General features: G+C 70.9%; 11 protein-coding genes and 1 pseudogene. 6 read left to right on the top strand and 6 right to left on the bottom strand.

Annotated elements, in window-relative coordinates; translation table 11 throughout:
* Both ACFQ36_RS16460 and ACFQ36_RS16465 read right to left on the bottom strand, forming a co-directional pair.
* Nucleotides 1–1,487, bottom strand: a 1,487-nt coding sequence (locus tag ACFQ36_RS16460; RefSeq protein WP_377015471.1) for an FAD-dependent monooxygenase, incomplete at its 3' end; no start/stop codon positions are given.
* A 43-nt stretch (nt 1,488–1,530) separates the two neighbouring features.
* A complete protein-coding gene (locus ACFQ36_RS16465; RefSeq protein ID WP_377015473.1) occupies nt 1,531–2,397 on the bottom strand; it encodes a fumarylacetoacetate hydrolase family protein in 867 nt (288 codons plus the stop codon).
* A 213-nt stretch (nt 2,398–2,610) separates the two neighbouring features.
* Between ACFQ36_RS16465 and ACFQ36_RS16470 the strand changes: the two genes are divergently transcribed.
* Complete coding sequence (locus ACFQ36_RS16470) at nt 2,611–3,312, top strand: GntR family transcriptional regulator (RefSeq protein ID WP_377015475.1); 702 nt, start codon at nt 2,611–2,613, stop codon at nt 3,310–3,312.
* The gene (locus ACFQ36_RS16475) at nt 3,312–3,716 is read left to right on the top strand and encodes a nuclear transport factor 2 family protein (RefSeq protein ID WP_377015477.1); all 405 of its coding nucleotides are present in this window, start codon (nt 3,312–3,314) and stop codon (nt 3,714–3,716) included. The genes ACFQ36_RS16470 and ACFQ36_RS16475 overlap by 1 nt, the downstream gene beginning before the upstream one ends.
* Before the next feature lie 95 nt (nt 3,717–3,811).
* Here the strand turns inward: ACFQ36_RS16475 and ACFQ36_RS16480 are convergent, their stop codons facing one another.
* Nucleotides 3,812–4,414 carry an NAD(P)-dependent oxidoreductase gene (locus tag ACFQ36_RS16480; protein WP_377015479.1) on the bottom strand — a complete coding sequence of 201 codons (603 nt, stop codon included), beginning with the start codon at nt 4,412–4,414 and terminating at the stop codon, nt 3,812–3,814.
* Nucleotides 4,415–4,506: 92 nt separating this feature from the next.
* Here ACFQ36_RS16480 and ACFQ36_RS16485 point away from each other — a divergent pair, with 92 nt between their 5' ends.
* The 4 genes from ACFQ36_RS16485 (at nt 4,507) to xdhC (ending at nt 9,843) form a co-directional block, all read left to right on the top strand.
* A complete protein-coding gene (locus ACFQ36_RS16485; RefSeq protein ID WP_377015481.1) occupies nt 4,507–4,896 on the top strand; it encodes a winged helix-turn-helix transcriptional regulator in 390 nt (129 codons plus the stop codon).
* A 197-nt stretch (nt 4,897–5,093) separates the two neighbouring features.
* The gene (locus ACFQ36_RS16490; RefSeq protein WP_377015483.1) at nt 5,094–6,623 is read left to right on the top strand and encodes a xanthine dehydrogenase small subunit; all 1,530 of its coding nucleotides are present in this window, start codon (nt 5,094–5,096) and stop codon (nt 6,621–6,623) included.
* On the top strand, nt 6,624–9,035 hold the full coding sequence (xdhB, locus tag ACFQ36_RS16495) for a xanthine dehydrogenase molybdopterin binding subunit (RefSeq protein WP_377015485.1): 2,412 nt from the start codon (nt 6,624–6,626) through the stop codon (nt 9,033–9,035).
* A gap of 1 nt (nt 9,036) precedes the next feature.
* A complete protein-coding gene (xdhC, locus tag ACFQ36_RS16500; RefSeq protein WP_377015487.1) occupies nt 9,037–9,843 on the top strand; it encodes a xanthine dehydrogenase accessory protein XdhC in 807 nt (268 codons plus the stop codon).
* Here xdhC and bioD read toward each other — a convergent pair.
* The 3 genes and pseudogenes from bioD to ACFQ36_RS16515 form a co-directional block, all read right to left on the bottom strand.
* Nucleotides 9,791–10,573, bottom strand: a complete 783-nt coding sequence (gene bioD / locus ACFQ36_RS16505; RefSeq protein WP_377015489.1) for a dethiobiotin synthase — start codon at nt 10,571–10,573, stop codon at nt 9,791–9,793. The two genes, xdhC and bioD, sit on opposite strands and share 53 nt — an antisense overlap.
* Nucleotides 10,570–11,628, bottom strand: a complete 1,059-nt coding sequence (locus ACFQ36_RS16510) for a cytochrome P450 (RefSeq protein WP_377015491.1) — start codon at nt 11,626–11,628, stop codon at nt 10,570–10,572. Before ACFQ36_RS16510 ends, bioD begins: the two co-directional genes overlap by 4 nt.
* Nucleotides 11,625–11,796, bottom strand: a pseudogene (locus tag ACFQ36_RS16515) (8-amino-7-oxononanoate synthase); the annotation flags it as partial. The pseudogene ACFQ36_RS16515 and the gene ACFQ36_RS16510, both read right to left, overlap by 4 nt.

Raw genomic sequence — 11,796 nt, forward strand, 5'->3', positions numbered from 1 at the left:
GTCGTGGCGGCGGCCACGTACCGGTCGGGACGGACCACCAGGACCACGCCTGTGCCGGCCAGCGGCGCGAAGGCACCCGAGGCGTCGACAGCCGGCACGGGCTCGGCGCCGTCGTCCTTGGCTGCGCGGCCAAGGCGCCGGATTTCGATGCTGCCCCCGGGCAGGAACCGCAGCCGGGCCCAGCCGGGGCCGAGCACGGTGTCCAGCGCCATTGTGCCGCCGGTGGCCAGGCGCACCCGCGGCTGGGACAGCGGCCTGCCCACCAGGGCAGCAGCGGACTTGGGCACGTCTGCGGCCGGCGCGGCCACGCAGCCCTCGGTGAAGTGGGGCTGCTTGAGGAATTTCATGCCGGCCAGCCAGTTCTTGGCGGCCGGGACAACGCCCAGGGCCGCGATGGCCGAGTCCCGCAGGGCCGTCAGGGCGGGATTGACGTTCATGACCACCTTGCCGATCCGTTCGGACAGGCGCACCATGTCCACCGCGTGCGGACGCCGCTCGGCGGCGTAGGTGTCCACCAGCGCGTCGGTTCCCGTGCCGTGCACGTTCGCGGCGACCTTCCAGGCCAGGTTGGCGACGTCGCGCACGCCTGCGTTGAGGGCCTGTCCGGCGAACGGCGGCATCATGTGCGCGGCGTCGCCGGCCAGCAGGACGTGTCCCATCCGGTAGTTCAGGGCCACGCGCTGGTGGGCCACGTACACTGCGGCCCGGCGGATGTCCTCGGGCACGATCTGCTGGAACGGGGCGACCAGGGAGATGATCGCCTCGGGCTGGGTCACGGTCTTCGCATCCTCGCCGGGCAGCAGCATGAACTCGTAACGGCGGCGGCCCTTGACCCCGGGCACCACGACGGCGGGCCGGCTGCCGTTGCAGTGGAACTCGGCGAACTTCTCCGGCTCGCCCGGGGTATTGACAATGTCGACGACGATCCACTTCTGGGTCTGGGTGGAGCCTTCCATCGGGATGCCCAGCTGGGCGCGGACCGGGCTGCGGCCGCCGTCGCACGCCACGATCCACTTGGACCGCACCGTCTTCTTGCCCTCGCCGTCGATCAGCACGGTGTCCACGTGGCCGGGGCCGTCGGTGATCCGGAACGCCTCGGTGTTGAACCGGATGTCGATCAGCGGCCGTTTGCGGGCGGCCTCGAGCAGCAGCGACTCCATGACCGGCTGGTCGAACTGGGACTTGCCGGGCTGCCCGAGACGCGGGCTGGCCGGCCGGACTTCCGCCAGCAGCTGGCCCTTGCGCCCGTAGTATCGGGCGCCGGTGTCCATGAGCATTTCCGGAGCCAGCCGGTCCATGATGCCGATCTGCTGCATGACGCGCAGCGTCTCATCCGTGACGCTGATCGCGCGCGGTTCATCGCTGGTGCCGGCATGCCGCTCCACGAGCATGACGCGCACGCCCTGGTCTGCCAGCAGGTTTGCCGCGGTGAGCCCGATCGGCCCGGCTCCGATTACCAGCACGTCGGTTTCGCTGAGATTCTCCATCCGGATGTCCTTTTCCTCCGTAGGTCCGCGCCGCAGGCTTGTCCTAGGAAACGCGCTCGACGGTGTTGCGCAGCACGCCCAGCCCGGTGATTTCGACCTCGACGACATCGCCTTCGGCGAGCAGGCCGGACGGGGTCATGAACCGGCCGACGCCGCCGGGGGTGCCGGTGACGATGACATCGCCGGGGGAGAGCCGGGTGAAGCCGGTGACGTAGCTGATCAGCTGCGGGATGGAAAAGTACAGGTCGGCCACGGAGGCCTTCTGGCGGGTTTCGCCGTTGACCCGGGTCTCCAGGGTGAGCTTGTCGACGTCGCCCAGGTCCGCGGCCGGGACCAGGTAGGGGCCGAACGCGCCGGTGCCGGGGAAGTTCTTGCCCGGGGTCCACTGCGTGGTGGCCAGCTGCCAGTCGCGGACGGAAAAGTCGTTGTAGGCGCCGTAGCCGGCCACGTGGTCGAAGGCGTCCTCCTCGGCCACGTGGAAGGCTTCCTTGCCGATGACCAGGGCCATTTCGCCCTCGTAGTCGAACTCGTTCGTCGTCGCCGGCATCCGTGCGGGCTGCCGGTGGCCCATCTGGGAATCGGCAAAGCGGGTGAAGACGGTCGGGGCCTTCTGCTCGGCCTGGTGCGCGGCCCGGCCGGTTTCCTGCTGGTGGCTGCGGTAGTTCACGCCGATGCAGAGGATCTTGCCCGGGTCCGTAATGGCCGGCAGGTACTCGATCTCCTCCTCGGCCCGCGCCGGGGCGGTGCGGTACTGTTCCCCGGCCACGGTGCCGAAGATGCCCTGCTCGACGGCGGCCCGCAGGCTCGGGGCCAGGTTCGCCCCGCTGGGGCCGAGGTCGTAGGCGGTGCCGTCGGCGACGATGCCCCAGGTAGGGGAACCGTCCAAGGCAACAAAGCTTGCGTAATTCATGGTCCAGGGTCCTTTCACGGCCAGTGCGCCGGTGAGTGGTTCGCGCTGCTGCAGTGCGGTAGCGGCGGGTCGGCAGGCGGGCCTGCCGGCCCGGCTTTCCAAAGTGCGGCTGGTCACAGACTATTGGCGGGATAGTACATTTGTCAATGAAGAATATATAATCTTGCTTATCTCGTTTTCTTTGTGGTGCTGGTTTCCGCTGAAGGAGTTGTCATGGCAGGTTCCCGAACGGCCGATGAGATCAGGAGTGCCGTTCTCGGCGGTGGATGGAAGCCGGGGGAGAGGCTCCGGCCCGCGGTGCTGGCGGAGCGGTTCGGCACCAGCACCACGGTGGTCCGGGAGGCGCTGGCGCGGCTGGCCGGGGATGGCTTGGTGGCCGCCCGCCGCAACCGGGGGTTCTTCGTTCCGCAGCTCGACCTGCGCGAACTCGGCGACGTCACCGAACTGCGCTGCGTCTCCGAAGCCCTGGCTGCCAGGCTGTCCTTGGAGCGTGGTGATCTGCAGTGGGAGTCGGAACTGAATGCGGCACACCATCACCTCTCGCGCGTCCCGCGCAGGGACCCGGCTGCTGCCGAACGGATCACCGAAGAGTGGACCGCAGCACACAAGGCGTTCCACGCCAAGATCCTCGAGGCTGCTGCCTGTCCGGCCATGAGCAGGCTGGCGGCGAACCTGGCCGGCTCCACGGAGCTGTACCGGCGGTGGGCTGCTCCGTCGGCGGCGGCTGCCGTGCGTGATGTGGAGCGGGAACACCGAAGCATCCTGGAGGCGGCGCTGGCCCGGGATGCCGCGGGGTTGGCGGCCCTGTTGCGGGCGCACTATGAGGCGACCGTGCAGGTGGTCCTGGAGTCGGGGCTGGCCGCCGACCCGGCGGGGGAGCCGGAGCCGGCAGCGCTGGCTGGAAGGCGGACGTGATGCATGACCAGGCGGGCGCCCGCCCGGACGGCTCGGGGCTCGAAGCAAGCCTGCGTGCAGCGGAGGCCCGGCGCATGCAGGCGCTCCTCGACGGGGACCTCGACGCCTTCGCCGGGCTGTGCGACGACCGGCTCGTCTACACCCATTCGGTCGGCCGGCGGGACGGCAAGGACTCGCTGCTGGACGCGCTGCGCAGCGGAACCGTGAAGTACCACCGGATCGAGCACGAGCTGGAACGGGTGGTGCTCGCCGGGGGCGCGGCCTGGATCTCCGGGGCGATGCGGGCCGGGATCACCTCCCGCGGCCAGCTGCGCGAGCTGGATACGCTGACCACGTCGGTCTGGGTTCGGCCGGAAGCGGGCTGGAAGCTGCTGGCGTTCCACACCACCGCCCGGGCGGCATAAGCGTCCGTACACCCGGGTCCGGCAGGCCCGCGGGCGGGGAAGGCCGCCCGCCTGGTGCGGGCGGCCCTCATGCCGCCTCTTGGGGCTTGCGAATGCTAGTTGGCGGCGGTGAAGCGCCGGTTGCGGTGCTTCGGCTCCTCAAGCTCGTCCAGCACGGCAATGGCGAAGTCCTGGCTGGAGATCGAGTCTCCGGCCGGGGCATCCAGGCCCGTCTTGTAGGACCCTGTCCGCTCGCCCGGGGCGATCATGGGTGCGGGCGCCAGCATGGTCCAGTCCAGCCCGGCCGCGGCCCGGTAGGTGTCCAGCACCTGCCCCATCGTTACGGCTTCGGGCCTGTAAGGCTCGGGGAAGTCCGGCATGTCCTTGAGCTGGACGCCGCCGACTTCCGTAGCGCCGGCGCCGCCGACAACGAATACGCGCGCCGGAACGGTGCTGCCGGCGATGGCCCGGTGGGCTGCGACCAGGGAGTCGTGCGGCTTGCCGGTGCGGTCCGGCGAGACGGAGACGACGACGGCGTCGTGCGCGGCGGCGACCTGGCGGAAGGCGTCCAGATCGCCCAGTTCCGCCGCCTGTGCGGAGGCGCCTTCGACGGTGGAGCCGCTGCGGGTAATGGCGGTGACCTCGTGGCCGCGGCGCAGCGCCTCGGCGGTGATTTCGGATCCGACCATGCCGGTTGCTCCGTAGACAGCGATCTTCATTGGGTCTCCCTTCGACTTCCTGCCGGCGGTTCCGGCACCGCGTCGAAAGTATCAATCGGATACCGAGTACCTCAACGTAATACAGTTACCTTATGGATACTGCTGTTCCCGGTTTCGATGTGCTCAACCTGAACTGCCCGTCGCGGGTGGTGCTGCAGCGCATTGGCGACAAGTGGACGCCCCTGGTCTTCCAGGTCCTCAAGGACGGGCCGCAACGGTTTTCCGTGATCCGCGGCGCGGTGCAGGGCATCACGCCCAAGGTGCTGACCCAGACCCTGCGGACCCTCGAGCGGGACGGGCTGGTGAGCCGGCAGGTCTATCCGGAGATTCCGCCGCGGGTCGAATACGCGCTGACCCCGCTGGGCCGGACCCTGCTGGAGCCGCTGGATGCGGTCAGGCTCTGGGCCGAAGAGCATGCGGCCAAGATCCTGCAGGCGCGGGACGAATACGACGAACAGGCCGGGTTCCCGCAGTTGCCGTGACGGTTGGGGGTAACTTCCGCATGACTGGGGCAGCCCGGGCGGGACGTCCGACCCGGTGCGGGCAGGGTACCGCGACCGCTTGCGCGCGGTACCGTGATATGACGTGTATCACGCAAGTGGTCGAAAGCAGCGCCGCGGCGTGCGCCGGTGACTTATTGGCAGACCGTCCCCGAGGCGGGGACCTGAGGAGATGAGACATGGACGGTGTCCAGATCACGGTCAACGGCCAGGTCCGCAGTTGTGGCGCGGTGGGTCCGCATACCCGGCTGCTCGACTGGTTAAGGGCGGAAGGACTGACCGGAGCCAAGGAGGGCTGCGCCGAGGGCGAGTGCGGTGCCTGCGCCGTGCTGGTGGCCCGCCCGGACGGGCCCGGCCGCAGCCGGTGGACGTCGGTGAATGCCTGCCTGCCGCCTGCCCTGGCCTTCGACGGCCAGGAAATCATTACCGCCGAGGGCCTCGGCACCGCTCCGGGACCCTGCGCCGACGAGGACCTGCATCCGGTTCAGCGGGAAATGGCTCACCGCGGAGGATCCCAGTGCGGTTACTGCACTCCGGGCTTTGTCTGCTCCATGGCCGCCGAGTACTACCGTCCCGGGCGGGACGCCGCCGGTTCCCGCCGGGGGCAGAGCGGAGGGCAGACCGGGCCGGCGACAGTGGGCGAGGAGCACGCGACCGATCACGAAAACGGACCAAACGGCTTTGACCTGCATGCCCTCAGCGGCAACCTTTGCCGGTGCACGGGCTACCGGCCCATCCGCGACGCAGCCTACGCGCTCGGCGCCCCGGCGGACACCGACCCTTTGTTCCTTCGGCAGGGCCGCCCCGCGCCGCAGGCCCGGCCCACCCAAACGGCGGCCGGCGGGGCACAGTTCGTCAGGCCGGCGAGCATGGAGGAACTCATTGACCGGCTCGAACAGAATCCGGAGGCCACGCTGGTGGCCGGTGCCACCGACCTCGGGGTCGAGGCAAACCTCCGGCACGTACGGCCGTTGCTGACGCTGGCCGTCGACCGGCTCGAGCCGCTGCGGATGCTCAAGGTCGAATCCGACCGGATCGAAATCGGGGCTGCCCTGACGCTGACGGAGGTCGAACGCGGGCTGGCCGGACGGGTGCCGCTGCTGAGCCAGCTCTTCCCCCGGTTTGCCTCGCGGCTGATCCGCAATGCCGCCACCTTTGGCGGCAACCTCGCGACCGCTTCACCCATCGGCGATTCGGCTCCGGCATTGCTGGCCCTGGACGCCTCCGTCGTCCTGGCCTCCGGCAACGGGGAGCGGGAGGTGGCGCTTGCGGAGTACTTCACCGGATACCGCCGGAGCGTCAAGAGACCCGGCGAGTTCCTCCGGGCGGTGCGGATCCCGCTGCCGCTGGCGGAAAGCACCGCTTTTTACAAGATCGCCAAGCGGCGCTTCGATGACATTTCCAGCGTCGCCGCAGCCTTCGCCCTGCAGCTCGACGACGGACCCGGCGGCAGAACGATCTCCTCCGTGCGGATCGGCCTCGGGGGAGTGGCCGCCACACCCATCCGGGCGTTGCGCACCGAGCAGGCCCTGGCCGGACGGCCGTGGACCCGGGAGGTTGCCGCGGCCGCAGCGGCCGTGATGGCCACCGAGGGCACCCCCATCGATGATTTGCGGGCCAGTGCCCGATACCGCTCGGCCATGCTTGAACAGGCGATGCTCAAGTTCTATGCGCAGACCCGTTCCGCCGCCGGTCCGGAGGTGAACTAAGTGAAATCTCTGGCCGACCGTCCCGTCAATCCCGTTGTAGGAGTGCCGGTTCCTCATGAGAGCGCCACCCTCCACGTGACGGGCACCGCGCTGTACACCGACGACCTCGTGGTCCGGAACCAGGACGTGCTGCATGCCTGGCCGGTCCAGGCTCCGCATGCGCACGCCCGCGTGACTTCCTTGGACAGCACGCCGGCGCTGCAGCTCCCGGGAGTGGTCCGGGTCCTGACCGCGGCGGACGTGCCCGGCCTCAACGACTCAGGAACCAAGCATGACGAGCCGCTGTTCCCCGGCGAGGTCATGTACTACGGGCATGCCGTGTGCTGGGTGCTGGGGGAGACGCTCGAGTCAGCGCGCCTGGGGGCCGAGGCAGTGCGGGTCGGCTACGAACCGCTGCCGTCGCTGCTGACCCTCACCGAGGCCATCGAGGCGGGCAGCTTCCAGGGCCACCAGCCGACCGTCAGCCGGGGCGACGCCGACGCCGCCCTGGCCGGTGCCGCCCATCGGTTCTCCGGCGGGATCGAGTTCGGCGGCCAGGAGCACTTCTACCTGGAAACCCACGCTTCCCTCGCTTACGTCGACGAGGGCGGGCAGGTGTTCGTCCACAGCAGCACCCAGCATCCCTCGGAGACGCAGGAGATCGTGGCCCAGGTCCTGGGCCTGCGCAGCCACGAGGTCACCGTGCAGTGCCTGCGGATGGGCGGCGGGTTCGGCGGCAAGGAGATGCAGCCGCACGGTTTCGCCGCGGTTGCGGCCCTGGGGGCCGTCCTGACCGGGCGGCCGGTGCGCCTGCGGCTCAACCGCACCCAGGACATCACCTTGTCCGGAAAACGCCATCCGTTCCACGCCCGCTGGGAAGCCGGTTTTGACGGGGAAGGCCGCCTGCAGGCCCTGAAGGCCACGCTGACCAGCGACGGCGGGTGGAGCCTGGATCTGTCCGAGCCGGTCCTGGCCCGCGCCCTGTGCCACATCGACAACGCGTACTGGATCCCCAACGTGCACGTCCACGGCCGGATCGCCAAGACGAACAAAACCTCGCAGACGGCCTTCCGGGGTTTCGGCGGGCCGCAGGGCATGCTCGTGATCGAGGACCTCCTGGGCCGGTGCGCCCCGCTGCTGGGGATGGATCCTGCCGAGCTGCGCCGGCGCAACTTCTACCGGCCCGGGCAGAGCACGCCCTACGGCCAGCCGGTGCGGCACGCCGAGCGGCTGCACACCATCTGGCAGCAGGTGCTCGAACGCGCCGACGTCGAGCGCCGCCGGGAGCAGATCGCGGCCTTCAACGCCGCGCACCCGCACACCCGGCGTGCCCTGGCCGTCACCCCGGTGAAGTTCGGCATCTCCTTCAACCTCACGGCGTTCAACCAGGCCGGCGCGCTCGTGCACGTCTACAAGGACGGCTCGATCCTGGTCAACCACGGCGGCACGGAGATGGGCCAGGGGCTGCACACCAAGATGCGCCAGGTGGCCGCCACCGCCCTCGGCGTGCCCCTGGACTTCATCCGGCTGGCACCGACGCGCACGGACAAGGTGCCCAATACCTCGGCGACGGCGGCCAGCTCCAGTGCCGACCTCAACGGCGGGGCCGTCAAGGACGCCTGCGAGCAGATCAGCGCGCGCCTGGCCGAGGTGGCGGCCCGCCAGCTGAACATCCACCCCGATGACGTCCGGTTCGCCAATGGCACGGTCACCGGGCTCGGCTTCCACGACCGGGACATTGCCTTCGCCGACCTGGTTAACGACGCCTATTTCCAGCGGGTCCCGCTCTGGGCGGCCGGCTACTACCGCACCGAAGGGCTGCACTGGGACGGCGCCCGGATGCAGGGCGAACCGTTCAAGTATTTCTCCTACGGGGCGGCGGTCTCCGAGGTCGAGGTGGACGCGTTCACCGGCGCGTACCGCCTGCTGCGCACCGACATCATCCACGACGTCGGCGACAGCCTCTCCCCGCTCATCGACATTGGACAGATCGAGGGCGGCTTCATCCAGGGCGTGGGCTGGCTGACCCTGGAGGACCTGCGCTGGGACGTGTCCGACGGGCAGCACCGGGGACGCCTGGCCACCCAGTCCGCGAGCACCTACAAGCTGCCCAGCTTTTCGGAAATGCCCGAGGAGTTCAACGTCCATCTCTTCGAGCAGGCCACCGAAAGCGGCGTGGTCTACGGGTCCAAGGCGGTAGGTGAACCGCCCCTGATGCTCGCTTTCAGCGTCCGGGAGGCCCTGAGGCAGGCGGTGGCCGCGTTCGGCCCCGGCAACCGGGAGGTCCGGCTGGCGAGCCCGGCCACTCCGGAGGCTGTCTTTTGGGCGGTCCAGGAGGCCCGGGGCAAACCCCCGGCTTCGCCGGCCGCCGACACCACCGTGCAGGTGGGGGCCGGGTCCGCGCCGCCACAGGCCCCGACCGCCGCGGGCTGAGATGGACTGGCTGCAGGCGCTCCAGCGGTTGCGCTCGGACGGCGCCCCGAGTGTCCTGGCGACCGTCACCGAGGTGCGCGGCCATGCCCCGCGGGAGGCCGGCGCGAAGATGCTGGTCGGTGCCGAGGCCACCTGGGGCACCATCGGCGGCGGCAACCTGGAGGCGACGGTCATCGACCGGGCGCGGACCATGCTCGTGGCCGGCACCGCGGCCCCCGAACGCCTGGTCTTCCCGCTCAACGAACATGCCACCACCCTGCACGGGCGGCAGTGCTGCGGGGGCGTGGCCAGCGTTCTCCTCGAGCCTTTCCCCGCCCGTCCCACGGTTGCCGTTTTCGGGCTGGGACACGTCGGGCACGAGCTGGCCCGGATCCTTTCCCGGCTGCCCATCCGGCTGTACCTCGTGGACAGCAGGGCCGCTCAGCTCGGCCCGGCGCGGCTCGCCGACGTCGCGGACGGGCCGGCGGATGTCCTTCCCCGGCACAGCCCCGTTCCGGATTCGGTTGTGGGCGAACTGCCGCCGGGCTCGCACGTGTTCATCATGACCCACGACCACGCCGAGGACTTCCTGCTGTGCGACGCGGTGCTGCGCCGGGACGACCTGGGGCCGGCCGGCCTGATCGGTTCGGCGGCCAAGTGGGCCCGGTTCCGCCGGAAGTTGCGCGCCGAGGGGCATGACGACGCCGCCATCGACCGCATCAGCTGCCCCATGGGGCTCCCGGACGTCACCGGCAAGGACCCCGCCGCCATCGCCATCAGCGTGGCGGCCGAACTGCTCCAGACCCTCGCCAAGCAAAGGGCCGGCTGAGGCTCGGGCCCTGGGCGGCGAGCCAGTCCCGCGCCCCGGCCCTGAACTCCTCCGGTGTCAGCGCCGGGGCCCCGGCGGGCAGCACGCCGAGGAAGGGGACGGGCAGTGCCCGCAGGTGCTCCAGGTTGGACAGCTCCACCGCGTCCGGATCCCGGGGCCAGGAGCCGATGACCAGCCCGGCCACCGGCAGTTCCCGGCGGGCCAGGGCCTCGAGGGTCAGCTGCGTGTGGTTGAGGGTGCCCAGGCCGCTGCGGCAGACCACCACCGTGCCGGCGCGGCCGGGGAAGGCCGCGGCCAGGTCGGCCAGGGTGTGCCCGGCGGCGTCGAGCTCCACCAGCAGCCCGCCGGCGCCCTCGACCAGTACATGGTCGTACTGCCGGGACAGTCCGGTGATGCGTCCGATGTGCTCGGCCAGGTCCGGCAGCACGGCCCCTTCCAGGGCCGCCGCAGGCGGGGGTGCCATCGGGGCCCGCAGCCGGATGCCTTCGAAGACCGCGGCAACGCCGGCCAGCCGCCGGACTTCGTCCATGTCGCCCGGGTCGCCGCCGAGGACACCGGTCTGCGTGGGCTTGTACGCCGCGACGGCGCCAACCGGCGGGGTGCCCGCGCCGTCCTCCGCGGGCAGGGACAAAGCAGCGGCCAGCGCCGCCGTCGTGACGGTCTTGCCCACGCCGGTATCGGTGCCGGCGACGAACAGCAGCGGCGGCAGCACGGCCGCCCCGGAGTTCATCGTGCCTCCACGGCCACGGCCAGCGGGGCCTGGAAGGAGAGCAGGCGCAGCCACTGAGGCGCCGGGCCGCTTAGCCGCACCGCGGGCAGGGCGCGGGCGGTCTCCTCCACGGCCAGGACGCTTTCCAGCTCGGCCAGCCTGGCCCCGAGGCAGCGGTGCAGGCCGTGGCCGAAGGAGAGCGAGTAGGCGGTGGGACCGGCATCCGGCCCGTGGTGGCCGGCCAGCTCCAGCAGGATCTCGGCGCCGGCGGGCAGCTCGGTGCCGCCGAGCACGGTGTCCTGCGGACAGGCTCGCCGCCAGGTGTGCACGGACGGTTCGGTGGCCAGCACCGAACGCACCAGCGCGGCCCCGGAGCCGCCGCCGGCCAGCCGGCTCCAGCAGCCGGGGTCCTGCAGGGCCCGGTAGAGGGCGGTGCCGATCAGCAGCGCCGTGGTTTCCTGCCCGGCGATCAGCAGGAAGTAGCCCAGCGAGCAGACCTGGGCGGTGGACAGCCCGGCCGCGTGCAGCGCACCGAAGAGGTTGTCCTCCCCGCGGCTGGCGATGACCTCGGCGCGCAGCCAGGTGTAGAATCCGGCCGCGGTTTCGGCCAACTCGAGCTGGCGGCCCGGATCCGGCCAGCCCCAGAACAGCTCCAGCGAGTCCCGGCTCCAGCGCTTGAGCACGTCCGGCTCGGGCAGCGGGAAGCCGGTCAGTTCCTGCATGATCACCGGCGGGATGTGCTTCGCGACCGCCTGGGCCAGGTCCACCGGCCCGTGCGCCAGGTCTGCCGCCGCAGCCTCGGCGTGTTTCCGCGTCAGCTCGCGCACCCGCGGGCCAATGGCGGCGACCCTGGCCGGGGTGAAGAAGCCGGCCACCACGGAGCGCACCGTCCGGTGCAGCCCGCCGATGGCCGAGGCCAGCACCGGCGGCAGGGCGAAGCGGGCGCGGCTGAGGATCCGCAGGGCCGCCGGGCTCAGCGGCACCACCGAGGTGAGCGCGTTGGTAGGCAGGAAGTCGTCGACCCGGCGCAGCACTTCCCGGACCTGGTCCGGATCCCGGACTACGTGGTAGTTCATGCGGGCACCTCCGTTTCGGACAGCAGGCCGTTGATCAGGCCGGCGGCTTCCCGGAGCCGTTCCGGAGCCAGGTCGGCCCGGGCGGTCAGCCGCAGCCGGGAGACGCCGTCGGGGACGCTCGGCGGGCGGAAGCAGCCGACCAGCACGCCGGCCTCCTCCAGCCGCGCC

Origin of the sequence: Arthrobacter sp. GCM10027362, assembly GCF_042679445.1 — a bacterium.
In the GTDB taxonomy this organism is placed as follows: Bacteria; Actinomycetota; Actinomycetes; order Actinomycetales; family Micrococcaceae; genus Crystallibacter.

Excerpts from the sequence above, each read along its gene's own strand:
- ACFQ36_RS16465 (WP_377015473.1), bottom strand. The coding sequence starts at position 2,397 with ATGAATTACGCAAGCTTTGTTGCCTTGGACGGTTCCCCTACCTGGGGC.
- ACFQ36_RS16470 (WP_377015475.1), top strand. The coding sequence starts at position 2,611 with ATGGCAGGTTCCCGAACGGCCGATGAGATCAGGAGTGCCGTTCTCGGC.
- ACFQ36_RS16475 (WP_377015477.1), top strand. The coding sequence starts at position 3,312 with ATGCATGACCAGGCGGGCGCCCGCCCGGACGGCTCGGGGCTCGAAGCA.
- ACFQ36_RS16480 (WP_377015479.1), bottom strand. The coding sequence starts at position 4,414 with ATGAAGATCGCTGTCTACGGAGCAACCGGCATGGTCGGATCCGAAATC.
- ACFQ36_RS16485 (WP_377015481.1), top strand. The coding sequence starts at position 4,507 with ATGGATACTGCTGTTCCCGGTTTCGATGTGCTCAACCTGAACTGCCCG.
- ACFQ36_RS16490 (WP_377015483.1), top strand. The coding sequence starts at position 5,094 with ATGGACGGTGTCCAGATCACGGTCAACGGCCAGGTCCGCAGTTGTGGC.
- xdhC (WP_377015487.1), top strand. The coding sequence starts at position 9,037 with ATGGACTGGCTGCAGGCGCTCCAGCGGTTGCGCTCGGACGGCGCCCCG.
- bioD (WP_377015489.1), bottom strand. The coding sequence starts at position 10,573 with ATGAACTCCGGGGCGGCCGTGCTGCCGCCGCTGCTGTTCGTCGCCGGC.
- ACFQ36_RS16510 (WP_377015491.1), bottom strand. The coding sequence starts at position 11,628 with ATGAACTACCACGTAGTCCGGGATCCGGACCAGGTCCGGGAAGTGCTG.